This is a genomic window from Oribacterium sp. KHPX15 (assembly GCF_900107835.1).
Taxonomy (GTDB): Bacteria; Bacillota; Clostridia; order Lachnospirales; family Lachnospiraceae; genus Oribacterium.
Genome location: NZ_FNRG01000031.1, coordinates 1 through 25,007, shown reverse-complemented (window position 1 = coordinate 25,007; position 25,007 = coordinate 1). Strand labels below are relative to the sequence as shown.

The window sequence follows — 25,007 nt, the reverse complement described above, 5'->3', positions numbered from 1 at the left end:
TTAACATAAATAATACTCATCATTTGAAACATCAAATACACTTTAATATGCAATTATAGATACTATTCATTTCAATACACGAAAAAGGCATGGTTCTATATCACTAATTAAATAAACTAAATATTAAAGCTAAACTTTTACACTTATTCTTGTAATACTTTCGTCCCTTATTTCTCTTTGTCGAATAACAAACGGAATATAATATATACAACACGCAAATGTAGCTTCAACCATTGCAAAATCCATCATTCCGATCATTATTGAAAAAACAACCATTATGTATAAAGCTGTAACCAAAAGATTACCCTTTTCGTTGACATATCTATTGTATATACTCATTGAAAACAATCCCCATAAAAACGAAAAGATTGCAACGCCGATATATCCCCCATCCTTTAAAAAAAAGCCAAAACAATTTATAAAGTAATTAAATGTGTTAGCAGTTCCGCCATAGCTCCCCATGCTTAAGACAGTATTTTGATTAGTATTAAGAAATTCATCTGCTAATTCAAAGGAATGGAATTCAATCCCAAACAATTTAAAGACGGCAGCAATCGGTCTAATTATTCCCTGAAAAGATGCAAAACCATATGTCAAATCACCAAAATCATTTAATCTATAATCAAGAAATGGTAATGAACCTACAAAATACGTATATGTACTTCTTAAAACAGTAGTAAAATTGCCTCCCCTAATAAGCACAACAGCCGGTATGGCAACAACTGCTAATACCATTACTCTTCTAAGTCTATTCCTAGTCTTCTCATTACTCTGAATCTTTATTTTAATATAGCCGTATGATACCATTGCACAGCTGATCCAGAAGAAGATTATCAACCTATCACCAAAAGCAAAATATTCCATTACTGTTAACATTATTGCTCCAATGAACATTTTCCACTTAATTTCATTCTCAACACAAATATAAGAAAACACAACCGTTATATATGTGAAGAGAAGTGGATTAATCAAACAAAGCCTTAAGAAATAGGCCACTTCATATCCTCCCCAAAAGTTTTTAAATATATTCCCCAAATAATAATAACGTATTTTGCCAAATTCTATACCAGACCTAATAATACCTATTACAGCAATATCAAATATCCATAAATATATAAATATTACGATAAATATAAATCGCAGTAGCAAAAAATTAATATTATAATCTGCTTTACTTGCAATCCATCTTATTGCTACCTTACGGGGAATTAATGTTCCAATGTTAAAGAATAAAATTCCGATCAGTATTATTAGATAAACTCTATCAGTTGCCGTAGGAACTTCAAACAAGCCAAGGCTACCTAATAACACATTGATTCCCCAATACAAATTAAATAATACTCCCGCACTAATAATAGTTTTATCATTTACATAATTAATAAATCCACATAAAGCTGCGAGAAATACACACATCAAATACATTGGTAAAGTATATCCTCCACTAAATCCCAAGCAATAGTTATAGCCATCTTTTAATCAAAAACGTACTATTTTTAATACCATATTTATGAATATATTCGGCTGTTCGAAATAGAACCAAAGGAAAAATCCAAAACTTATTTGCGTGTAAATAGGTTTTACAATAGTAGTACTCACTTTCACAAAAGCACCTAAATGAAAAATCATTCATCAGCATTGTACTTTTCCCTCCAAGATGTATTATTTCACTATTAGTATAATACTTGGTTTTAAGATTCATTTTCTCCATTCTATGTCCAATAATATTCTCTTCCTCATACAAGAACGTGTTTTCGTCTAATGGAAAAAGGCATTCCATGGCTTTGTTTCCTATCATAAAACAGCATCCAGAAACTGCAAAAACATCAAATGGTTTAGTAGTATTTTCAGGCAAAACCCGATATTTCTTCATAAATCCACGGGATAAAAACTTTAATGGAGTCTTTCTTAATAAATAATAATATTTTCCACTAATGGTCATTTTACATCCCATATTTATTTCTTGAATTGATCCATCTGGAAGAAACACTTTGGGACCAACAATACCATATTCTTCATTTTCCTTCAAAAAATAATAAAGCAAATCGATAGCATTATCTTTGAAAATCACGTCATTATTTGTTACTAATATTTTCTCACATTTATCTTGTAGTGCTTGCCTTATGCCAATATTATTCCCTGCAGCATATCCTTTATTTGTTGTATTTTTTATTAATTGACACTTCAAGTGTGAAGAAATAAAACCCGAAACTGACTCTGGAGCTTCTTTAGTTGATGCATTATCTACAATATATATTTTGAAATTAATATGACAGGACTTATCAATGCTTTCTATACATTGAGCTGTAAGATCCCATGTATTATAGTTTAATATAACAATTCCAATCATATTAGCATGATTCCTCAATTATTTTTTTCCATTTTTTTGCAACGCTAATCTCAGAGAATTCTTCATTACGTGCTCTAATTAATGAATTCCTACAATACTCATATAATATATTCCGATTGATATAAAGATATATAATCTTTTGTATCATCCATTCAACTAAATCCTCATCTATTACTCCGCTATGTAAAACATATTCCTTATATTTCCTATCTTTGGTATTTGGCAGAAAATCATCATTCCAGTAATCATATAACGGTTTATGCATGAATCCATTATATTCATTTGTTAGCATTTCTCTTATAGCATACATATCTGTTGCAATAAGAGTACAACCATACTTCATTGCTTCAAGAGTACATAAAGAACTGCTGTCCATTCTAGTTGGATTTATAAAAATAGCGCTTTTTTTATAGTATTCATTCAGTTCCTGTCTAGATAGATTAAATTCTAAAAAAGTAACATTCTTATATTTGGCAATATCAATTTCTTTAATTTGTTCAAGTTTAGTAATTATCGTCAACTTAATATTTGGATATTTTTCATATATAGTATTAAATACTTTTAATGCATCTTGACCACCCTTCAGATAAAAATCCGATGAAATAAATAGACATTCTAACACATCTGAATATGACTTCATACGTACTTCAGTATTACCATAATTTAAATCATCAACGACTAAAGGATATATTTGTTTCAATTTATCTGTATATTCAATTCCGTAAAGATTACCAAATGAGTTGAAACAAGTTTTCGAAAGACATATGATATTTTTTAATTTATTATCTCTAAATAATTTTTTGAGTCTTTGTTTAGTAATATAATGATTTGGTCTGTCCCAACAATAGTTCACTAGAGCGCTTGGGTTCTCAGACAAAATTAAATATGGCTTATTTGTTTTTAAGAACCGATTATATGTAACCCCAATATCTTCATTATTATATTTTGCTTTCACAACTTGGAATATTCCTAAATAATCAAATATCTTCATATGAATAAGTTTAGCAAATAAACTTCTTCTCTTATTTGCAATGTCATATATCTTTTTATCTGAATATATAAATGTAATATTATCAAATTTATAATCGAATAACGTTTTGAGGAACCCTCTTATATTTGAAGTAACCACCTTTACTCGTAGCATAATCATTCCTCCAATACCTCAAAATGAATGCTTTTTTCTTAATATTGTTTTAACAATTGGTACAGGAAGAATATATTTGAGTGTATTTCTAATATTATTTAAAAGCATCCCTCTTACTCCAATATTTTTTATAACAATTTCTTCTAATGAATTAGTATGTAACATCTGTATGTCTACATTATAGAATTTATCTTTTATTGTGTTACTATCAATTGCATGATTACATTTCAATGCCTCATCTAACGATATTTCTTCCATTATTCCTTTTATATTTGATACATACTTTTTTCCTTTTTCATTAATTCCAATTATAAGTGAGCACCCCATACTATCGAATGCTTTTTTTGAATACACTTCCGCACCCCATGCATCACCAATCAAAATATCTTCAGGAGCATTTGAAATTTTATATTTACAATCAAAACAAGATCTTCGAATCAGTTTATGGCAAAGCATTCCATATGGTGTATTTCCTAAAATTCTGCTGCACTTTTTTCCATTTTCAAAAGTAACATTCATCCATGGGACTAACCAATTCTTTTTCTTAAAGCGTTCATTAAATGATAGTATCCTTGAGTTGAATTTTTTCACTAGAAATTCTGTGTTTTTTCGTAACAGGATACGACTTCCTTTTCCTGTACAAATCAATCCAACTGTAATCAGATTATCAGTTTCTCCTGTATACTTTTTTAGTGCAGCAATTTGACAGGGAAGTCCTATGAATAAAATCTCGGCACCTAGTTTTAATTCATTTTTTATTAACACATAATTAGGTGGCATAGATTCGCAATATTTTGAGCCTTTTACCGTTTGAAGTTGTGATTTTTCATTTATTTTTATAATTCTCGAGCTTTTAAAATCACTGTCATAACTACAAGTGTAAATTATTCCTTTTCTTGATAATTCATAAAGCATCATAGCTGTAGCTGCTCCGCCAGATGCAGATTTTCTTAATTCATCCCGATCAGAAAGTCTATAAGAATAAGCTGATAAACTGTCGCTGTCTAATGGTGAATGTAAAAGATGATCAATTGGACAGCTATTTAGACATACTCCGCAATTATCACAATTGATACTTATGTTTGGATACAAAAAGCCATCATCATGTTCAACTAACTTTATTGCCTTTTGATGACACACACTTACACATAACCCGCATCCTGTACATGAGCTTCGATCAACTTTATTCTGGACGTTATTCTTAATCACAACTATTTCTCCTCAATAGAGTTTTTTAGAAAATCTAAACATCTTACTCTTTCACTTTCTATAATTCGATTAATCATCGAGTAATCTACGCTCTTTTTTAATTCCTCATCCGACAATTTTGAGTCTTCAAAAATGAGTCTAGACTTACATTTAAAAATATCAAGAACAGTGTCAATGCGTGAATTTAAATTTTCTTTATCAGTGACAGGCCTTGAGTAGTAAGTAAAGAAATTTTTGTGGAAATTAATCGCCAATGCCGTGCCATGAAATGAATTTGTAAATACATATTTTGCATTCAGCATTAATGCAATAAATTCTTCAGGTCCGACTCCGGTACCAAAGGGTATCCATGTACCCTTTGGGTTCTGATTCAATACATTCCTTGGATCTATGACTAACACAACTTTTAGTTTCAATCTTTTTGAAAAATCTATGATTCTATCTTTTATGTTTTTCTCATAAGACACCAGATAAGCAAATATATATTCTTCATTCTTTAAAAAATCCCATTTATCGAATTTATTCCACTCCTCCTCACTTAAAAGCATTACGGGATCAAGTACAACTGTTACTTTTTTTGAGACAAAGGAGCTTAATAGCTCTTTTCCCTCATTTTCACGTACGCCTATACTAGAATATTTTTCAATTAATGGTTTTAACCTAGCTTTTTCACTATTCTCTATATCTTTCTTTCCAATACTTGCAGAATAAGCAATCCTTTTCTTTTCATTTGGCAAAAAGTTAAAAAACCATTCATCTGTACAATTGTCAGGATTCCAAACCTGGTCGCTTCCAGAAACAAATACGTCATACAATGAGACACATTCGCGCACATTTTCAAATGTATATATACCAGAATGAGGCACAAACTCCATAAAAGAGTCAAACTTATTTATAACCGCTTTAGAATAATCTGCTCTAATTCCACTTTTTAGAAGAAATCTGTTAATATATCTCCAATAGTAATTTAATCTCACTTTTCTCGACTTTTTTAATACAGTCTTTACTTTATGAACATAAAAAGAACTTTTCCTTACATAACATATTTGTTCAGCTGTGAACCCAACTTTTCGTATTGCTTCACACATCGCATAAGCTTGCAATTGTCCACCATAATTATAGTTTTTCCAGAATATTGAAAAAACACCGCAATTTTTCATTTTTCTTTATCGAGTAGACCGCTCGACTATCCTTTCATATATATTTGCTGATGTGAAGTGATGTCCCTTCTCTTCACAGAATCATACATATATTTTTCTTGCATCCATCTCTTAATTCAGTCTTTGTGTCATTCCAAATCTTGAATCGAAACCTTATTGATACTTTTTCCATTTCCAATGCCTTGCCGTGGCACCGACCTGTTTCCATTTCATAAATCATTATCTATCGACCTCAAAAATATGTTTTCTTTTTTTGGGGAGTGTCACTACTATACATCTATACAATTTTTATACTAACGTCTAATACTCTTCATTAACTAGACTTAAATTATCTCTGCTAACTCTCACTGTAGATTATTAGATCTCCCAAGTATACTATTTTCTTTTTTGTACTCACAACATTCTATAGACCCTACTAATCCTTCTCGGATTTATATAACGCTGATTATTGCTTTCTACGCCTATAAGTATAGAATAGTCTATCACATTGTATAGCTTACAGTTCTGATTTTTCTTCGTTCTTTCGCTTTATAGCTTTCGATCTTCTCCGCCTTCGCCTAATCCCAGCCTCGAGGCCTAGGCTTTCAAATATGAGTACCTAATGTACGCCATTGCTGTTTCAAGTAGGTTCTTTCATTTAATCAATGCTCCCTCTTCTATACTCGACAAATCAATCATCTTTCCCCACTCTAAATCAAACCTTTCTGGACAAAATGGCATCATTCCAGCGCATGGGGTAAAGGTAAGTTCAGCAAAGTACCACGTGTTATTCGCAATAAAAAAATCAACACGAACAAATGGAAAGTCTTGACATAAATCTTTCGCTGCCTGTTTCATTTCTTCATAGAACGGAGGAAGCTCCACTTCCGAAATATCTGTATAATCATCTCTGTACAACGGCATCTTCCTACCGTCCAAATAAAAGAAACCTATCTGTGCTTGACGATCATGAATTAAGTCTGTCGAAACATAAATACAGTGCGGTTCGCCATTAAAACAGAAAAATTTGTAATCAGTTATAATCTCGCCAAGAAACTCCTCACACGTTATTCTATGATGTTTAATTGCCGAGTAATGGAGTTCAATATTGAAAGCACCGAAATCTTCCTCAAGCCAATTATTTAGTTGTTTAACAGTCGCTACCTTATCCAGTTTGCTCTTATCTGGAACAACAATGTTATATGCACAACCGTGATTACACTTAAGAACAAATCGATTCGGAAGTTTATCCCACTCAATATCTTCTGCTCTATCCCACACACCAATTAAAGGAACAAGCTTGCCACCATAGCCCAATTCCTCTATATATTTTCTTACAGCATACTTGTCAGAGCCATTAACCACTTGAGAATTATGAGGATAATAGTATAACTTCATCCATTGAATCTTCTCATTAAAAGTCCGTGGGTTTTCTAGATTCAATTCTTTATGAAGTACAATCCTATAATAAAGCTTTGACATTACTTCGTTTGATAAAACTCTATGAGCCAAAACCTGACATTTTCTACGAGTTTTGTATAGAAATGAATCTCTTTCCATCTTCTTTAACTCCTTAAACGATACTATTTATTACGGCTATGATATCATCATTATTTATATTCACTCTAAGTATCTGTATAGTCTCTCTTCACATATATCTTTTTCTTATATAATCCGAATAGCATATTTCTGAATGTGCTGATTGCAGCTTTTACTACATTTTGCTTTTCTGCTTCTCGATAAAGTTTATAATGCCAACCAATCATTGTTCCAATACTATGTGTGCTAAGAGAACCAGCACGACCTCGACGGTAAAATGCGAGTTCTTCATTTAGCAGATAACAATTTGCTTTCTGACAGACTTTCAACCACATAGCATAGTCATTATTCTTCTTGATATCTACAATCTGAATTAATCCAACAATTTCAGTGTCATACATAACTGTCAAACAGCCCGGCCAACAATAATTAAAAAAACCTGTCTTTGTTATTTTCTGTGGCCCCGATACCGTTACACCGTTTCTTTTTCCTTCAACATCTATCTCAGCATATTTAGTATATGAAAAATAATAACCGTTATCTTCCATGAATCTAATTTGCTTTTCTAGTTTATTTGGCATCCACAAGTCATCTGAATCTAAGAAAGCAATCCACCGGCCTTTTGCTTCTTGAAGTGCACGATTACGACTTAATGCGGCGCCTAAGTTTTTCTCATTTTTTATGTACTTTATTCTTTTATCACATAGAAAAGTACTAACCACGTCATCAGTATCATCTGTCGAACAGTCATCTACTATCAACAGCTCCCAATCCGAATATGTTTGACAAATCACAGACTCTATGGATTCTCTAATAAATTTTGCTGTGTTATATGATGGCATAATAATTGATACAAAATTTTTCATAACCCCACCCATTTAATATAAATAATGATCATGGCGAACTATTTCTTCTTGAATAAATACACCATCAATTAGATTTAATAATCTATTATTTTTTTTTACCAATTTCCTAAATGGATAAAAGATTCTAACCATTATCCCAAATGGAAATCTATATTTGATGTGCAACTTGCTATATGCTTTTCTAAATCCAAAGTATTTTTCAAGATAATCTTGAAAATGTGTTGTTGTATGAATTACAACTCGTGCTCCATCATCAATATATGATCCATTTGAAAGATCATCCTTAAAATAGTTTAATACTTCATGTACAATCGCGAAGTTTATATTGTTTTTTTCTTCCGCCACATCTACTCGTAAAGAAATAAACCCTATATATCTTCCTCTTCTTCTAAGTTGAGCATAACCTTTTAGTGATCCATCTATATTTGAAAAAGCTCCGAAGACAAACCCATCATCTTCCATATTTTCAAAAGATTTATTAAAATTGTCCCTATTAAAATGACTTCTCCTGTACTCTGGAAAGCTCATACTTGAGGCCTTATAGATTACAAATAGTTCTTCATATAATTTTTCATAATCTATCAAGATTACATTATAGTTCTTGTCACCTTTTTTTATTTCATATCTTCTTTTGCTTTTAATTTCATCTATATTAAAGGGAGAATCCTTTATCACATTCCACCAAGATGTCTCATATCCACAGTCAAAATCCGAAGTCCATCTAGCAAAGAACGGTACCCCCCCCACCCTGTCCATAGGTTCTTATTATTAAGTTTTTCAACATCCGGTTCATCATGCAAGACAGTAGTTGGAAGTAATGCATGATTATAATATCTCCATCCTTCAACCATTATTATTCCTCCAAAATTTCCTTTGCTTTTTCCTGCAATTCTTCATATTTTGTGTTTGTAATATTCCCACACTTTAGTAGCCAATCCCCATAATCCATGGACGTAACATTTTCCCCATCGGTAATTCCAGATTTATTTAATACAGCTACAACAGTTTTCAAGACAATGTTTATATCGTTCCAAAAACTCACATTCTCAATGTATTTTAGATCCCAATCCAATTTTTCTTCCCATGTGATAGCATTCCGCCCCTTAACCTGAGCCAATCCCGTTAGTCCAGGTTTTGCGGTATGTCTCATACGTTGCTCATCACTCATAAATACCATATCTCGGACAAGCTGTGGTCGAGGACCAACAATACTCATCGTACCCCTTAGTATACAAAACACCTCAGGCAGCTCATCAAGACTAGTGGATCTAAGCATCGCTCCGAACTTCGGCAGCCTTTTATCGTCAGGTAGAAGATTACCATCTTTGTCACGCTCATCCGTCATTGTACGGAACTTGTACATATCAAAAATAGTTTCCCTGCCGTTCTTCACAATACCGGGTCTCGGTTGTTTAAAGAGCACTGGGCTTCCCATCTTAATTCTGACAATCAACGCTATAATTACATACAACCAACATAAAAGAATAATGAAAAGAAGAGAACAAATGATGTCAAGAAGCCTTTTTATATACTTCTCATAAAACCCCTGTTTTCTCTCAAGTAACATCTATCTTCCCCTTTACCAATTTCCATATTCCAAAACCAATAGCTGCACCAAATTCATTACATCATCAATTTCGCACCAGCCCAGATCAAGATCATCTCAAGCGCATCAACACTGACGTTATTGATCTGTCACTCAAAACACCTATGAATTATATCAATAATTCTGTCTTGCTCCTCCACCGTCATCTTATTATCACTTGGCAAACATAGTCCTCTATTGAATATATCCTTCCCAACATCTATAGAACCTCCAGAAATATATGCATTTGTTCGCCCTCTGCCATTACCTTCAACCGTCACGAAAGGATTTGTCCTGAATATAGGCTGCATATGCATAGGCTTCCAAATCGGGCGTCCCTCCGCATTGATTACCGCAAGCATCTCCAATATCTCATGGGGATTTGTCTTCCCGGGCACTGACTGATACAGATATTCCTGATCACCGCGAACCATTGGTGACATGGCACCCTCATCAATGATCATGCAACTAAGCCAGAAGTTAGGAACACTTGACTTTTCATCATATGGATTCATCTTAACCGGAAGATCTTTCAAACCTTCCTTATATCTTTCATAGATTGATCTCTTCTGATCGATATGTGTCTGAAGATATGGAAGCTGACCTCGGATAACCCCCGCAATAACATTCGACATACGATAGTTATAACCAATCTCTTCATGCTGATACCATGGAGCGTCCTCTCTTGATTGAGTACTCCACTTCCTGACCTTGTCTGCATCATCCTTAGAATCCGTCAGGAAAATACCACCGGATGAGCCGGTCAGAATCTTATTGCCATTCATGCTGATTGCGTTATACCCACCAAAGGATCCGGTTTCTTTTCCTTTATAGGTTGCTCCGAAGGATTCTGCTGCATCTTCAATAATTAATGCATTATGCTCATCAGCAATCTTTTTTATTTCATCAATCTTTCCAGGTGTTCCATAAAGATGTGCTACCACAATCAGTCTGACATCCGGATAGATTTCAAATGCTTTTTCTAAAGCAACAGGATCCATGTTCCAGGTATCATACTCAGTATCGATAAATACAGCTTCACCATCTTCATAAGCAACTGGATTAACGGTAGCACCAAAAGTCATATCCGAGCAGAAAACCTTATGTCCTCTCAATGTACCTTCATAGGGCTTTGCCTGACCGTATAATCTTTCTCCTGCCAGCTTGGTTGCCATATGAAGGGCTGCTGTACCGGATGATAAAGCCACCGCATATTTACATCCTACGATTTCTGCAACAACTCGTTCAACTTCATTGATATTCTTACCAACAGTTGACATCCAGTTTGTATCAAAGGCCTCTTTCATATATTTAAGTTCATCACCATGCATTGTAGGTGAGCTGAGCCAAACCTTATTTTCAAATGGCTTGATGTTACCTAATGATTTCATTGACTTTTTCCTCTTTGGTTTCGTATTACTGACAACATTCTGCTTTGCATATATAATGTGGGTGACAATTTATTGCCACCCACTCACACTACACTATTTATTACTTATTCTAAGCAATAGACTTTTTACTCTTTGCTTCCACCTTATACGTTGGTACAACTTCTGCCACCAAAGCCTTTATATCTCCACTCTCCTTCATGGACTCTTCATCCAACCTCTTGAGCATCTTTATGAAGATTTCATCATCCATATCAATCGGCTTGCCGATATATATAAGCTCATTCTGTGTCTTCTGCAACCCTTCCTCATCCATCAACAGCTCTTCATACATCTTCTCCCCGGGCCTGAGTCCGACGATCTTAATAGGAATCCCATTCTCATCCGCCGTAAATCCTGACAGCTTAATCATATTCACCGCCAAATCCATGATCTTCACCGGCTTCCCCATATCCAGCACAAATATCTCTCCGCCCTTAGCATAGTAACTTGCCTCCAGCACCAGCGACACCGCCTCCGGTATGGTCATGAAATACCTCGTCATCTCAGGATCCGTAACCGTAACGGGACCCCCTTCCGCTATCTGCTTCTTGAAAAGCGGTATAACAGAACCATTTGATCCAAGTACGTTACCGAATCTTACTGCCATAAATACGGTCTTCGGGTACTTCCTGCTCATCATCTGGATGATCATCTCGCAGATTCTCTTGCTTGCTCCCATAAGGGAAGTCGGATTAACTGCCTTATCCGTTGAGATGAGAAGGAATCTCCTGACTCCGTTTTCGGCTGCTGCCTTCGCAGTATAGTAGGTTCCCATCACGTTATTTTTTATTGCTTCATTAGGGCTTGTCTCCATGAGGGGCACATGCTTGTGGGCTGCTGCATGATAGATGATATATGGATGGTATGCCTTTATGACATCCTCTATTCTCGCCTCATTTCTGACCGAACCAATAAGCGTTACCACATCAAGCTCCGGATACTTTCTTTTCAGCTCCTGCTCTATAGAGTAGGCATTGTTTTCATAGATATCAAAGATGATAAGCTGCTTTGGCTCTGACGCTGCTATCTGTCTGCAAAGCTCAGACCCTATGGAGCCACCGCCGCCGGTTACCATGATAACCTTGTCCTTTATGGCCTTCTTTATCTCATCAAGGTTTACATGGACTTCATCTCTGCCGAGTAAATCCGTGATCTCCACATCCCGGATTTTCTTAATGCTTACTTCGCCGTTCACAAGCTGGTCGATTCCCGGAACCGTCTGCACCTTGCAGCCCGTATCCTTACAGATATTAAGTATATCCGCTCTGTCCTTCTTACTTGCGGTGGGTATGGCGAAGACTATCTTGTTGATATCGTACTCTTTTACGAGTCTCGGTATATCTTCTCTGGTTCCCTCTATGCGATTACCTTCGATATATTTTCCCTGAAGTCTCGGACTGTCATCCACCACTGTCTTTATAACGAATTCAGTTTTTTTACTTACCTGCTGCTCCCTGATGATGGTTCTGGCTGCCTGACCGGCTCCCACCAGGAGCACCTTGTCGAGGCCGTCAACATTCATCTTATTGCGCCTCAAATTCAGGTTGTATCTTACGATCCTGTAGCCGAATCTTATGAAGACGCAGAAAAACAGGCTTGAAAAGTATCCTATGAGAGCAACGCTTCTGGGTATCCAGTAGGGCATGGCGAAACCGTGACCTATAAGCAGGATTCCTATGACCATATAGGCCTTCAGGATGCGGTTTACTTCCGAAACTCCGGCAAATCTCCATATGCTGTGATACAGTCTGAAGATGTAGTAAACGATGAAGCTTGAAAGTATAAGCCATGGCAGGAATCTTATGAGATTGTCAATGTAGTTTTTGGGGATACTTCCTATGACGAACTCATATCTTATGAAGAGACCCAGAAAATAGGACAGCACCATAGAAAGACCGTCTGCAAACATTAGCATAACCAGTCTTTCGTGATAATTCCTTGTATTCTTCTCGTTATTTCTGTTTTGCTTCTTCTCTGCCGCCATATCCGTATCCGTACTTTGCGTATTTTGAATACTTACCGTACTTCTTTCCGTACTTACTGTAGTATCTGTTATAGTAACCGCCCTTTGTCATATTTACCTTATTAAGGATAACTCCCAGGAACCTGACACCGGTACGGTCAAGCTGCTCCTTGGCTCTTTGGAACATGTGTCTCGAGGTTACCTCTGACTCCACCACAAGGGCTGCTCCGTCTGCATACTTTGTAAGTATGGCTGCATCTATGACAGTTCCAACGGGAGCCGTATCCATGATTACGATGTCATAGTTGAGATCCTTTATAAGCTGAAACAGTTTGTCACACATCTCATCCTCAAAAAGCTCTGTGGGGTTCGGTGAGTAAGGTCCGGCAAAAATCATATCAAGATTTGGGATCCGGGGATCTGTATAAAAACCGTCCTCAAGCTCTATCTGACCTGTCAGCATCTGGGAAAGACCCGAAGTCTGCTCCTTAATCTGATGAACCGAAACAAACTCTGATTTACGTATATCACAGTCCATATACAGAGTACGCTTTCCTGACTCTGCAAAGGCCTTTGCAAGTTCAAAGGAGGTTGTGGATTTTCCTTCATTGGGTGAAGTTGAGGTGATGAGTATATTTTTTACTTTAGAGCCTGAAAACATCAGGTTTGTTCTCAAGGTTTTCAGAGCCTCGGTGTATCTGAAGTCATCAGCTGCTTCAAGTTTTAATGTCACTTCATGTTTATTGATCATCATGCCATAAGTTCCTTACTTGTGAAGTCTGTTTCTGTAAGAATAGTTGTACTGCTCTGATTTTTTGGCAGCTTCAGGATCCTTCTCGGGAATAGATGCGAGAACAGGAAGACCGAAATACTTGTCGATGTCATCCTGGGTTTTGATGGTATCATCCGTAACCATGGCTATGGTGATGCCCGCAACTGCTATCATAAAGAAAAGCATGGCAGCGATGACTGTATTCTTTCCTGTATGGGGTCCTGTTTTCTTTAACGGTATCTCACCGTACTCGATGATCTTCGGAGGATCCTGCTCCATTATGTCTGCTATGTAATCCGACGCACACTCAGCAATGGCATCCGTCAGAGCCTTTGCCCTCTTTGGATCGGTGTCCAGTACCGAAACATTAAGGATTCTCGTATTGTTAGGATTGTTTAGAGTTATTTTTTTTCTGAGATCAAGGTAATCCATACCTTCAATGCCAAGCTTTTTTATGACATCTTCCATAACAGTACGTGATGTAACCAGAACCTTGTAATCCGCTGTGAGCTGTGAACCGATCTGAAGGTCCGCAAGGGATGTAAGGGTTGTTTCCTTACTCATTACATAGATTATGGATGTACTGGTATAGGTAGGTACCATGACAAATTTTGAAACAACATAACCAACTCCGCCTCCTATGATGAGAGACATGACAAGCAGCAAGATATGTTTTTTAAGTTCAAAAAAAAGCTCCACCAGATCAATGGTGATAACATTGTCCTGGGCAGGTTTAAGCGGTACCACATTCTTTGGCTGTAAAGTATTGTTTTCCGGCATATACTACTCTTCCCCTTTTCAGATACCTCTGGATTCCCTGATCACAAATCGATCTCCATATCCTTCGGTATCAGTCTTGCATTTTTGTAAAGGATCGCATCTGCGTAATCCTCATCAAGATTTTTTTTGATCCAGCTTGTGGCTGAATCAAGCACCGGTGGCCTTGTATCCATACGGTGCATATCAGTCCCCAAAAAATGGGCCTGTCCGTTCCTCAGGGCATCTCTTACAAATTTTGTCTCCTCGTCAAAAAATGCACCGAGACCCTTTTTTCCTATAGGTTCTGTCGAAAGCTGGATATAGGCGCCGAGGTTTATGACTTCCCCAAGGCCGTTCTCTCTAAGACCTTTAAACCTCTCTGCGTGAGCGATAACAGGAAGATATCCTGCGGTTCTTATATTTCGCACACACTTAAGGATGGTTCTGTAGCTCTCCAGAGGATAAAACTCTATGAGAGTATATCTGCTTCCCGCAAGGGTAAGTATCTCCCCTTCCTTCAGGCGTTCTGTCATACTGTCGAAATAAAGGACTTCATTTCCGGCATAAAGCCTCACAGCTATACCGGCATCCTTCACAGCTTCCTCTATGCTTGAAAGCTTTTCCCGTATTCGTACCGATCCGGTGGGGTACTCCACATAGTAGTGGGGAGTAGCGATAATATCCGTCGCTCCCTGCTCCACAGCAGAACGTATAAGCTTTACAGATTCCTCTATATCCCGGGAGCCGTCATCTATGTGGTAGATGATGTGAGAGTGTATATCGAACATCTCGGGTCTCCTCTATAAACGCATGTTTTTCGCCGTTTATCTCTGACATACAGATGCAGATCTAATCGGCTCCTAAATCATGTTTTGTTACAAGCCTCGGAAGCTCCGGAGCCTGTATCAAGGCATAATATAGCAAGGGGTACAACCGATGACAGTTTCTAATCTCTCATACCGGAATAATCCCTTGCGTAGATTTTTTATTATGAAAGGCAGAAGACCGGGTCTCCTGCCTTTCCGATTCATAATCCTGATACAATTTGTGCGATTGTATATAACCCCTCGAGCAGGTCGGATGATGGAATCATCAACCTATGATCACGCCTTCGTCATTAAATATAAATGTCTGTCCGTTGATGATCTGTGTTCCTGTGTAGAAGTAACCCTGTGCATTTACATAGTGAACAACAAGGTTGCCGTTTGCATCATAAGCCCAGTAAAAAGCGTCCTGACCTGTAGCTAATGGAAGGCCTGTTGTCGGATTAACGAAGCATCCTAAAGAGACACCATTCTCTGTGATTACCAGAATAGGACTTGTGTTGATAGTCTCACCATTGGGTCCTACAGCAGAACCGCCTTCTGTGGTTCTCAGCATAACGTGCTGTGTACCGCCGCTCATGAACTCAGCTTCCTTAAGTGTAGTTCCATCATTGCCGACAGTAATTACTGTCATCTCAACGCCATTAGATGAATACTCATTCTTTGTGACTGTCTGTCCGCTTGCATTGGTAGAAACAGATGTTGCACCTGAGTTGCCTGAGCTTGTTGAGCTTGATGAGCTCGATGAACTTGATGAACTTGATGAACTTGATGATTTACTGCCTCTGTCATTGGTTGAGGACCCCGCAGCAAAAGAAGCACTAAAGCTTGAAAGTACAAGTCCTGCGATAAGCGCCAATGTTAAAAGTTTCTTTTTCATAGGTATATACCTCCATAAAAAATGTGTAGTAAGGTACTTCCGCAGTGCACAATCCTACTCCCAGTACCCCTCTATATCTTTAAATATTAAATTAGTCAGTTAGACATTTTTAGGGAATATATGTCAAAACCGATACTTATTCTTTTATAATTTGGCATTAAAAACCGGCAATAAAAACAACATCAGTAAGCATCACACCTGCCTGAAGAAGGTATCCAGCACAAGCTTGTCTACCTGCTCATAATCCGGCCAGAATTCATCTTTATCTGCTTCATGGTTAACAAGGTTCTCACCTTCAAAGGTTGAGAAATCACTATCGTTTAGAAGTTCACCGTTTAGTGCAATATCCATTGCGATTTTTAGATAGGTGCCTTTCTCCATATTTGTTACGATGTTATCTTCTATGAGAGAAAACATTCCCGGTATAACATCGGAATCCTTTTTTGCAAGTTTTATAACCTTATTCCCAAATGCTATTGCATACTGCCGATGTCTCGACATACGGGTCATAGCCGTAAAATCCACCGTAGTATCTCTTCTTCTTACAAATTCCTCAGCTTGATTCCCCGTCAGAAGCACGGTAGCACCTTTTACAAAAGAAGGATCCACATTCTCCAGACCATCTTCTTCGATAGTGACTTCTACACCTCCTACATACTCATTAAGCTCATTGATGATATCAATAGAACCTGCCATGTAGCCATTGATCTTTAGTCCTCCCATAACACCCGAAACTGCATCCATTGAGTATTTGCCGGATTTTTCGTGGTTATCACCGTACATCCATGCTCTGGTCAGGTGATCTACCGCCGTACCGATGGGATCTGAGTTTTCATCAGTTACTGTAATGGTGGTCATAGTATCACGGGGAATCTGGATGATATGCACCCTGTTTTTTGCAGTATTCTCCGCCACAAGGAAGATTCCGTCCGAAAGACCGATTTCGCTTATATCCCTGTCAATCTGTAAAGATCCTTTGTTATCTACTCCGAGGATGAGCCATGCTTTAATTGCCGTATTTCTTTTATAATGAACTCCGTTGTAGTAGAGTTCTTTCTGCCCAAAGAGCTGCGGTCTTTCTGTAGTCTCTCGACCGTTAACTGTATAGATAAGTATTCCATCCTCTGATTTTCTGCACTTTATATCAGGAATTCCTCCCTCATTTCCGGCTCCTTCACTTTCAACTGCTGCAGATTGCATCATATTTATAAGACGTTCCATGTCTACACCTTCAAGCCCCACAGTCCCGTCTTCATTCATGGTCATGCCTGCTGCCTTTAGCTGTTCATTCATTTCTTCCGGTGTTATGGTTTCTGCGGCTCCGGTAGTGTAAACATTGTTTTTTTCATTGGTTGCTTCTATGGATTTTCTCAGCTTATATTCGTTATATAGCCATACAGAAGCCACAACAGCCATCAACGCTATGATCCCTGAAAATATATATACGGGCTTACCGGGTCTGCGGCTGTGTTTCTTTTTTTCATATAGATGATCACTTCCCATGTAATTTCGCCTTTCAGTTATTAGCAGATAGTAAAAGTCATTCTAAGCTTCATTATGGCAATCAAGATGAACGCTTAAGGATACCTGCTTTTAGATTATTTTTTTGTTATCAAAACCAGTCTTTTCTTTTTTTCAACAATGTTATGTGCTCGAAGTGCATTTTCATTAACTTCATCAATCATCTTTTGCAGATCCCCATCTATCTTGCAATTCACATTGTATTTTTGTCTCCAGCCTTTATATTTTCCACTGACTACACGATGGTCCTCCGGCTTTCCCGCATCCTCCGGAATCATCCATTGACCCTTTTCTTTTATTGCACCATCTATCTTCCCCTGCCTACACAGCAGCTGAACATACTTGATGGTTAGTCCCCAATCCGATGCGTATTGTTTGATACTGATATACACCACACTATATACCCTTCCTCTTTATTCCCCTGGGTTCTGAAAGATTACCGGAAAGTATTTATCTTATCTCTTAAACCGGACCCCATCGCCCATACTCTATACTTATTTTTTAAGCTATTGCCTCCGGCTATAAACATACCCCTTTGGTTTGCATAATGCAATACGTTTTGCATTGCACTATGCAATTCGTATAAAACAGTTTTTTGCAATTCTTTGTATCTAGTATATTAAATTGCTCTTTTCGGTGCTGTGATTTAATGTTTTTTGCAATACATTTAGTGTTGTACGGAGGTATAAAAAATGGCATTTCAGATAAGACCCAATCGTAAAGAGAGCGAGAACAAGACTATTCGTTTCCCCATCGAAGTAGTAGAGAAAATAAATGAAGCCATTAAAGGAAAGGATGTTTCTTTTTCAAGCTTTGTAATTCAAGCTGTAGAATATGCACTGGAAAATATGACAGAATAATAGTTCCTTTGACATATGCGGCGTTTAAACATTATCCCCCCGATTTTAAACTTGGATTTATATAATTGGAGGGGTTATGTTCAGATTTCTATGTGATAAACGCAGAGCTGTAAATCCGCTTTTTATAAGGATTATACTGGGGACTGTCTGTATCCTGATTCTGATCTTTCTCGGAATTTCCACAATCTTAGATAAGCAAAGCGAAAATGATTATCAGAAATGGGCAAAAAGCGAAAACCAAAAGATTTATAATGATTCCCAACAGGTACGTTTAACAGAAAGACAGCTTCTGAAGCTTAGGCGTGAGGTTAATGACAGCTTCTACCAGCGGCTTGAGCATGATCTCCCTGTACGGATCCTGATAGTTGGTGATGCCTACGGCAATGGCTTCGGTGTCAGTAACAAATCTTTAGTTTGGAGCAAGCTACTTCAGGCAGGTTTGAAGAAAAAATTCGGTGTCAAGGCCGAGGTCGAAAACATTACCCTGTCCGGCATGAACGGAGGTTACGGTGCCTGGGTACAGCTCATGAAGCTTCCTGATGGCACTGCCTCTCCGGTACTTGCTGCTGCCGGTGCCATGAAGGATAAGGAAGGTACCTACACCGGTGAGGTGCAAAACGACACCGGTGATGTAAAAAACCAAAATGGTGAATTCGCCGGAGAGATCCTGGATGCAAGGACTGTGGCAGCTTCCAGAGAAAATGAATACGATCTTTGCATCGTGAGTCTCGGTATGACGGACGAGCCTCAGATGTTCGAGCTTTACTACGAGGGTGTCCTCAGACAGGTTCGGAGAAAATTTGAGAAATGCAGTATCATTTCACTTCTGTCCAATCAGGCTCTGACAGCTCCTGAGCTTGGATACGCAGATGAAAATTACGATGCACTGTATAAGATATCAAAGCACTATGATGCATCTGTTATAAACGTAGGACTTGAGATGACAGATCCTGATGCTACCGCCAAGGGTGCCACGATTTCGCAGCTGCCATACGGCTCTGCCACCAGCGAGAGTCTGGCCGCAGATATGCAGTCTGATGGGATTTCCAAGAAAAAGGCTGATGAGATCGCTTCAAAGGATATTGCTGAGAGGACTGCCGCCGCTGAGGAAGCCATACACAAGTACACCATTGATGGGCTTTATCTGAATAATGAAGGTCAGAAATTCTTATCCGAAAGGATTTTACATTTTATAGAAAAAAAAGTAAGTAAGAGTACCGGGTATAATGACAAGGAGATTTCTCCTCTAAAGAAAGAAGTGACGACACTGGATCGATACCATTATTTTCCGGTTTCAGAGCTGGTTCGTCTTGATGACTTCACATATGTTCTGGCTGAGAACACGGTGAAAGCTGCGGCCAGGGTGGAAGATCGGGACGGGGTTTTTCCATTTTCCGATAAAGCCGGTGCCGATGGGGAAGGAGTCAGTGATCCCGCCGGCGAAGGTGCTGCAAACAAAGCTGCCGGCGTGAATGATCTGAAACCGGGAGAGTTCGGCACTATCATCGGCGTTGATTATGATCTTGTGGAAGGCGACAATGACCTTTATGCCGCCACCGGAGACGGAACCAACGGATTCGGACGTATCATTCAGCGTAACAACGATGCAGTTAAGGTACGCTTTATCATGCCTCTTAACGATGGTTACTCTTACGAGCGTGACGGTAACCTTATTCTGGCCTTTTCCACAAAGGAACAGGCAGATACCTTACACGGCATCATCCTCGGCGGAGACTTTTCTCTACCCTCCTACTTAGACGGTTTCCAGCATGTGCCATATATCGGTCTGACTGACAAAGAAGGAAAACCTATACCTCTTAACCGGGATGGACAACCTACAGAAACAGAAAATGATCTGCCGGAGCAGACCACAAAAGAAAACGACAAAACCTCAAAAGCCGGTAATCCGGGCAGACCGTCGGAAGCTGACCCTGGTAATCCTGCAGCGGTACCTGAAATGACGATCCAAAGCACCGAAGCTGAAACCACTGCTGCTACCTTCGGAAATGACCAGCCTGCTCAGGGAAACGCCGCAGCAGTTTCAGAAAGCTTAAGTAACCTTACGGCAGCTTCAACTCAGGGAGAGGAAGCTTCTGAGACATCCGAGAGCACGTACTCCGACAATGAAAACACCGAGACCTACGATTACGAAGAAACTCATGCGGACACATACCCCGGCAGCGAAGCCACCGATGCTTCCGATTCCGAAGATATAAATACCGGCATCGGTCCTGAACGTCCTGATGAAACCGAATGGTTCTCCTACGAGGTTGGGAATCCGCAAAAGAAATAGTCATAGGGAATCATTCCAAAATATAGGTTACCATTATAGATAATGGGCAGATATCCCCGTCAATACTTGGGATGTCTGCCCATTTTTACTTCCATTACTACCGTAGCAGTTCAGCCGGTGGACCACCAACTCCGTCCCCATGGTCCACCGGCTGAACTGCTACTAACTACCATTTTTCAATGTATTCCAAGATTTCCTTTTATCACCTCGAGTACATTCACCAGAGCATCCTTTTCTCTCATGTTTAAATAAAAAACATCGAAGCATCCTGCTCCGATGTTTTTAATCGTTTTAACATTAATATAGATCCTTCTCTTAAGTATCTCCGATCCCTCGGAGATATCTTTATGTTCATACGAACATTGCATAGGAAAATTCCCTTCCCATGAGCTCCCTCTGCACTAGTAATTCGGCTCATGGCCGATTTTTATTACACTTTTTTAGTAGGATTTTTCGGAATTAATACAATCTTAAGATGATTATATAGGTTTCATTATTTGTATCAGAGGATAGAATCCCAACGGATTCTTTTGAACCGCTCAAAGCCGCGGCTCTTTTGATCTTCGATCAAAAGCAGATTTTATATTCATAACATGAAAGGCTTTCACCCGGAGCTCGGCAAAGCTTTCATCGTTTACTCTGTTACTGTAGGTGATGAAATCGACCCGCATGTCTGTAACCTTTCCTCCCTTAAGCTGAAACAGGACAGGTATGGTAACTTCGGGAAACCGGTTTGCTGTTTTAATAAGCTCAACATAGGTGTAATCATAGTCCCAGAGCTCAGAGTCTTCCTTAAAGGAACAAAGGGCATGTATATATTTATTCCAGCCGATAACTTCCTCACCGAATATTTCGGCAATGATATATCCGCTTTCCTCGTCACCCTCCTCCATGGCAAAGTTGATTTCCATTTCGCAGGTTTTGTATTCGGATTTTCCCAGCAGTTGTTCTAAAAATCCCATAGAGGATACCTTTCAATTCTTATAATGTATTTTGAAAATGTCTTGAATCACAACATTATATAACCATATATATTCGGTTGCATCATCGTACTACTATTATATATCGAACGAATTAAACATTATCATAACCTCCTTATAAATACGATTCCAAAGCCGAATTTATATTTAAGGGATATGAGGAGGACAGCTATGATTAATATTAACAAAAAGGCAGCTTTAAAATATCTGGAAGAAGCATTAAGCGAATGCAGTCTGAAGGAAATCTCCGACAATATTTATAACACAACCATAGTCGGATATGAGGCGAGTGAGCCCAATGCCATGACCTATTATTGCAGAGCTTTCAATATCACTGCGTACGGCGTTGAGAACCAATACAAGGGTATCCTTTCAGATTTCCTTTTGGAGTATCCCCCGGAGGACCTGAGAAAAGCCTTTTCCCAGATTTTCACACGTTATCCCAAAGGAATGACCACTGAAGCTCCGATATTTGCCGATGTTTTGGAATCGCAGCTTGCAATTGACGCCAGAGAAGCTGCCGAAAAAGATGAGGACGGTGTTCTCAATGTATTTAAACCATTTTTTAAGCCAAAGAAATAAAATAATTCTTGACAAATATCCTGAGAACATGTATTTTATTACTCGTTGCATTGATGCAGCGAATGCACCTTTAGCTCAGTTGGTAGAGCAGCGGACTCTTAATCCGTTTGTCCAGGGTTCAAGTCCCTGAAGGTGCAGTTTTTTATAAGCCCAAAACCATAGGAATTCTACTCCTTTCCTTGGTTTTGGGCTTTTTGTTTGCTCATGACGCTCTTCTCTTATGTTCCTTCTTTTTCCCGGTCTCTTCCTTTACCTTTTTACCGGAATGATTTTTCTGCTTCGTCTCAAAGGCTTTAGTTGCTTCTTCGAAGATGTCTCCGTTCTTCTTGTAGAATTTTTCGAAGCCGGTCTTCTTCTGGGATGCTTTCTTTTTAGCCTTAAGTTTCCTGAGCTTATCTTCTTTCTTCTTAAATGAGAATCTGTCTTCCTTAGCCGAAGCCTTTGCTGCGGCAACCGCTCTTCCGAATCTTCTTCTCTCGCCGCGCTGTACACGCTCGATTGAAACTGAAAGCTCGGTTTCCAACTCCGGAATCTCCTTCTGCATCATCTTTTCGATGTCATAAAGAAGTCCCATTTCATCCTTACTGCAAAGGGTGATTGATTCTCCGGTCTCTCCGGCTCTTCCTGCACGTCCTATACGATGGATATAGGATTCAGTCTCCTCCGGAAGATCATAGTTAAACACGTGGCTTATCTTCGGTATATCAATACCACGGGACGCCACATCAGTAGCTATAAGTACCTTGATATTTCCGGAACGGAATCTCTCAAGTGCATTCTGACGCTGTCCCTGGGTCTTGTTGCCATGGATAGCCATGGATTCAATGCCCAGCTTTCCGAGATCTCTTACAAGATGGTCAGCTCCGTGCTTTGTTCTGGTGAAAATGATGGACTTCTTGACATTATCCTGCTTCAGGAAGTCACTAAGTACTATCTTCTTGTTGTTCTTCTCCAAAAAACAGATCTTCTGATCCACCGTCTCAGCCGGACTTGTGGTAGGCGCGATCTTTATGGATTCGGGATCATGCAGTATATCCTGTGCCAATGCCTCGATTTCCTTTGGCATGGTGGCAGAAAACATTACCGTCTGTCTTTCTTCGGGTATCTCTGCTACCACCTTACGGATGTCATGGATGAAGCCCATGTCCAGCATTCGGTCAGCCTCATCAAGAATAAATATCTCGATGTCCCTGAGGCTCACAATACCCTGATTCATGTAGTCCAGGAGACGGCCGGGGGTTGCCACCAGAACGTCACAGCCTCTTTCATAAGCACCGATCTGGGGACCCTGCTTTGCACCACCGTAGAAACATACGGTATGAAGTCTCATGTATCTGCCATACTTTTTGAAATTTTCAAGAATCTGTATGGCCAGCTCTCTTGTGGGTGTGAGTACAAGGGCGCGGGGATGCGGGCGGGATTCATTGTCAAGAATATTTAAAACCGGCAATGCAAATGCCGCTGTTTTTCCGGTTCCGGTCTGTGCACAGGCGATGAGATCCCTGCCCTCCATCATGAGGGGGATAGCCTGTTCCTGAATTGGTGACGGCTCTTTGTAGCCTGCCTTTGTGATGGCGTCAACGATACGCTTGCTGAGATTTAATTCGTTAAATGTCATTTATTATTCCTTTATGCAATAAAAAACTGATCAGGTTCTGCCCGATCAGTTATGTTAACTTATTCAAAATAAGTTGTTTCATCGATAAGACTTGAGGAGTTTAACACATCAACAAGCATAAAGCAAATAATAATTTTTTGACACTCCCACAAGCTAAAGCTTGATGGGATTCTTGCTTCAACCACCATGGTTATTGTCACACTCTCCGTAGAGAGCAGTTTTCCCAACGATGTCCGCAAGCGTTTGGTTCGGCACAGCCCGTGCCTACCTTGTTATTCGTTAAGCTGTCATACGTAGTGACAGACCCTTTTTTAGTATGTTTTTTGCAGCATTACCATCACGATCGTGGTATGTGCCACAAACAGGACAAGTCCATTCTCTGATGCTGAGATTTTTAATATTCGGATTTTTATATCCACAGCAACCGCAAGTCTGGCTGCTTGGATAGAATCTTGGAACTTTGATTATCTCAGTACCATAGAAAAATGCTTTGTATTCAAGCATATCAAAGAACTTCGACCATGATACATCGCTTATAGATTTAGCGAGTTTATGATTACGAACCATTCCTTTTACATTAAGGTCTTCAATGCAGATGATTTGGTTTTCTTTCACCAGCCTTGTTGACTCTTTATGTAAAAAGTCATTTCTCTGATTTGTAATCTTTTCATGTATCCTTGCAACTTTGATGCGCTG

General features: G+C 38.7%; 24 protein-coding genes and 1 tRNA gene. 4 read left to right on the top strand and 21 right to left on the bottom strand.

Annotation, left to right across the window (positions count from 1 at the left end; all coding sequences use genetic code 11):
* Window positions 1–129 precede the first annotated feature (129 nt).
* The 17 genes from BLV86_RS14680 to BLV86_RS18135 form a co-directional block, all read right to left on the bottom strand.
* Entirely contained in the window at window positions 130–1,452 is a 1,323-nt protein-coding gene (locus BLV86_RS14680; protein ID WP_139297939.1) for an O-antigen polymerase, read from the bottom strand.
* Window positions 1,453–1,459: 7 nt separating this feature from the next.
* Window positions 1,460–2,347, bottom strand: coding sequence for a glycosyltransferase (locus BLV86_RS14675; protein WP_090818967.1), 888 nt, complete (start codon window positions 2,345–2,347; stop codon window positions 1,460–1,462).
* Window position 2,348: 1 nt separating this feature from the next.
* A complete protein-coding gene (locus BLV86_RS14670) occupies window positions 2,349–3,491 on the bottom strand; it encodes a glycosyltransferase family 4 protein (protein WP_175456578.1) in 1,143 nt (380 codons plus the stop codon).
* An 18-nt stretch (window positions 3,492–3,509) separates the two neighbouring features.
* Complete coding sequence (locus BLV86_RS14665; protein WP_090818961.1) at window positions 3,510–4,700, bottom strand: Coenzyme F420 hydrogenase/dehydrogenase, beta subunit C-terminal domain; 1,191 nt, start codon at window positions 4,698–4,700, stop codon at window positions 3,510–3,512.
* Window positions 4,701–4,702: 2 nt separating this feature from the next.
* On the bottom strand, window positions 4,703–5,860 hold the full coding sequence (locus BLV86_RS14660) for a polysaccharide pyruvyl transferase family protein (RefSeq protein ID WP_090818958.1): 1,158 nt from the start codon (window positions 5,858–5,860) through the stop codon (window positions 4,703–4,705).
* Window positions 5,861–6,493: 633 nt separating this feature from the next.
* The gene (locus BLV86_RS14655; protein WP_090818955.1) at window positions 6,494–7,399 is read right to left on the bottom strand and encodes an ATP-grasp fold amidoligase family protein; all 906 of its coding nucleotides are present in this window, start codon (window positions 7,397–7,399) and stop codon (window positions 6,494–6,496) included.
* A 65-nt stretch (window positions 7,400–7,464) separates the two neighbouring features.
* Window positions 7,465–8,244: a glycosyltransferase family 2 protein gene (locus BLV86_RS14650; protein ID WP_090819001.1), complete on the bottom strand. Its 780-nt coding sequence runs from the start codon at window positions 8,242–8,244 to the stop codon at window positions 7,465–7,467.
* A 12-nt stretch (window positions 8,245–8,256) separates the two neighbouring features.
* Window positions 8,257–9,000 carry a hypothetical protein gene (locus tag BLV86_RS14645; RefSeq protein WP_139297938.1) on the bottom strand — a complete coding sequence of 248 codons (744 nt, stop codon included), beginning with the start codon at window positions 8,998–9,000 and terminating at the stop codon, window positions 8,257–8,259.
* 97 nt (window positions 9,001–9,097) lie between these two features.
* Window positions 9,098–9,811, bottom strand: coding sequence for a sugar transferase (locus BLV86_RS14635; RefSeq protein WP_090818946.1), 714 nt, complete (start codon window positions 9,809–9,811; stop codon window positions 9,098–9,100).
* 128 nt (window positions 9,812–9,939) lie between these two features.
* Complete coding sequence (locus BLV86_RS14630) at window positions 9,940–11,220, bottom strand: DegT/DnrJ/EryC1/StrS family aminotransferase (protein WP_175456577.1); 1,281 nt, start codon at window positions 11,218–11,220, stop codon at window positions 9,940–9,942.
* A gap of 109 nt (window positions 11,221–11,329) precedes the next feature.
* Window positions 11,330–13,243, bottom strand: coding sequence for a polysaccharide biosynthesis protein (locus tag BLV86_RS14625; RefSeq protein ID WP_090818943.1), 1,914 nt, complete (start codon window positions 13,241–13,243; stop codon window positions 11,330–11,332).
* Window positions 13,212–13,976 carry a CpsD/CapB family tyrosine-protein kinase gene (locus BLV86_RS14620; protein ID WP_242873326.1) on the bottom strand — a complete coding sequence of 255 codons (765 nt, stop codon included), beginning with the start codon at window positions 13,974–13,976 and terminating at the stop codon, window positions 13,212–13,214. The genes BLV86_RS14625 and BLV86_RS14620 overlap by 32 nt, the downstream gene beginning before the upstream one ends.
* A gap of 12 nt (window positions 13,977–13,988) precedes the next feature.
* A complete protein-coding gene (locus tag BLV86_RS14615; protein ID WP_090818940.1) occupies window positions 13,989–14,774 on the bottom strand; it encodes a YveK family protein in 786 nt (261 codons plus the stop codon).
* 41 nt (window positions 14,775–14,815) lie between these two features.
* A complete protein-coding gene (locus BLV86_RS14610) occupies window positions 14,816–15,541 on the bottom strand; it encodes a CpsB/CapC family capsule biosynthesis tyrosine phosphatase (RefSeq protein WP_090818937.1) in 726 nt (241 codons plus the stop codon).
* A gap of 304 nt (window positions 15,542–15,845) precedes the next feature.
* Complete coding sequence (locus BLV86_RS14605) at window positions 15,846–16,457, bottom strand: hypothetical protein (protein ID WP_090818934.1); 612 nt, start codon at window positions 16,455–16,457, stop codon at window positions 15,846–15,848.
* A gap of 192 nt (window positions 16,458–16,649) precedes the next feature.
* Complete coding sequence (locus BLV86_RS14600; RefSeq protein WP_090818931.1) at window positions 16,650–17,960, bottom strand: LCP family glycopolymer transferase; 1,311 nt, start codon at window positions 17,958–17,960, stop codon at window positions 16,650–16,652.
* 95 nt (window positions 17,961–18,055) lie between these two features.
* The gene (locus BLV86_RS18135) at window positions 18,056–18,370 is read right to left on the bottom strand and encodes a hypothetical protein (protein ID WP_207647478.1); all 315 of its coding nucleotides are present in this window, start codon (window positions 18,368–18,370) and stop codon (window positions 18,056–18,058) included.
* Window positions 18,371–18,670: 300 nt separating this feature from the next.
* On the opposite strand from BLV86_RS18135, the gene BLV86_RS17950 reads away from it, so the two are divergent.
* Window positions 18,671–18,838 carry a YlcI/YnfO family protein gene (locus BLV86_RS17950; protein WP_090818928.1) on the top strand — a complete coding sequence of 56 codons (168 nt, stop codon included), beginning with the start codon at window positions 18,671–18,673 and terminating at the stop codon, window positions 18,836–18,838.
* Window positions 18,839–18,914: 76 nt separating this feature from the next.
* Complete coding sequence (locus tag BLV86_RS14585; RefSeq protein ID WP_090818925.1) at window positions 18,915–21,131, top strand: hypothetical protein; 2,217 nt, start codon at window positions 18,915–18,917, stop codon at window positions 21,129–21,131.
* A gap of 176 nt (window positions 21,132–21,307) precedes the next feature.
* Here the strand turns inward: BLV86_RS14585 and BLV86_RS14580 are convergent, their stop codons facing one another.
* Together BLV86_RS14580 and BLV86_RS14575 are read right to left on the bottom strand one after the other, a co-directional pair.
* On the bottom strand, window positions 21,308–21,499 hold the full coding sequence (locus tag BLV86_RS14580; protein WP_090818922.1) for a hypothetical protein: 192 nt from the start codon (window positions 21,497–21,499) through the stop codon (window positions 21,308–21,310).
* A gap of 171 nt (window positions 21,500–21,670) precedes the next feature.
* Window positions 21,671–22,093: a hypothetical protein gene (locus tag BLV86_RS14575; protein WP_090818920.1), complete on the bottom strand. Its 423-nt coding sequence runs from the start codon at window positions 22,091–22,093 to the stop codon at window positions 21,671–21,673.
* Between the two features lie 189 nt (window positions 22,094–22,282).
* On the opposite strand from BLV86_RS14575, the gene BLV86_RS14570 reads away from it, so the two are divergent.
* Together BLV86_RS14570 and BLV86_RS14565 are read left to right on the top strand one after the other, a co-directional pair.
* Complete coding sequence (locus tag BLV86_RS14570) at window positions 22,283–22,693, top strand: hypothetical protein (protein ID WP_090818917.1); 411 nt, start codon at window positions 22,283–22,285, stop codon at window positions 22,691–22,693.
* 64 nt (window positions 22,694–22,757) lie between these two features.
* Window positions 22,758–22,830, top strand: a tRNA-Lys gene (locus BLV86_RS14565).
* 65 nt (window positions 22,831–22,895) lie between these two features.
* Here the strand turns inward: BLV86_RS14565 and BLV86_RS14560 are convergent.
* Both BLV86_RS14560 and BLV86_RS14555 read right to left on the bottom strand, forming a co-directional pair.
* A complete protein-coding gene (locus BLV86_RS14560; protein ID WP_090818914.1) occupies window positions 22,896–24,311 on the bottom strand; it encodes a DEAD/DEAH box helicase in 1,416 nt (471 codons plus the stop codon).
* Window positions 24,312–24,590: 279 nt separating this feature from the next.
* Window positions 24,591–25,007: RNA-guided endonuclease TnpB family protein (locus BLV86_RS14555; RefSeq protein WP_139297937.1), on the bottom strand; the 417-nt coding region annotated here is incomplete at its 5' end.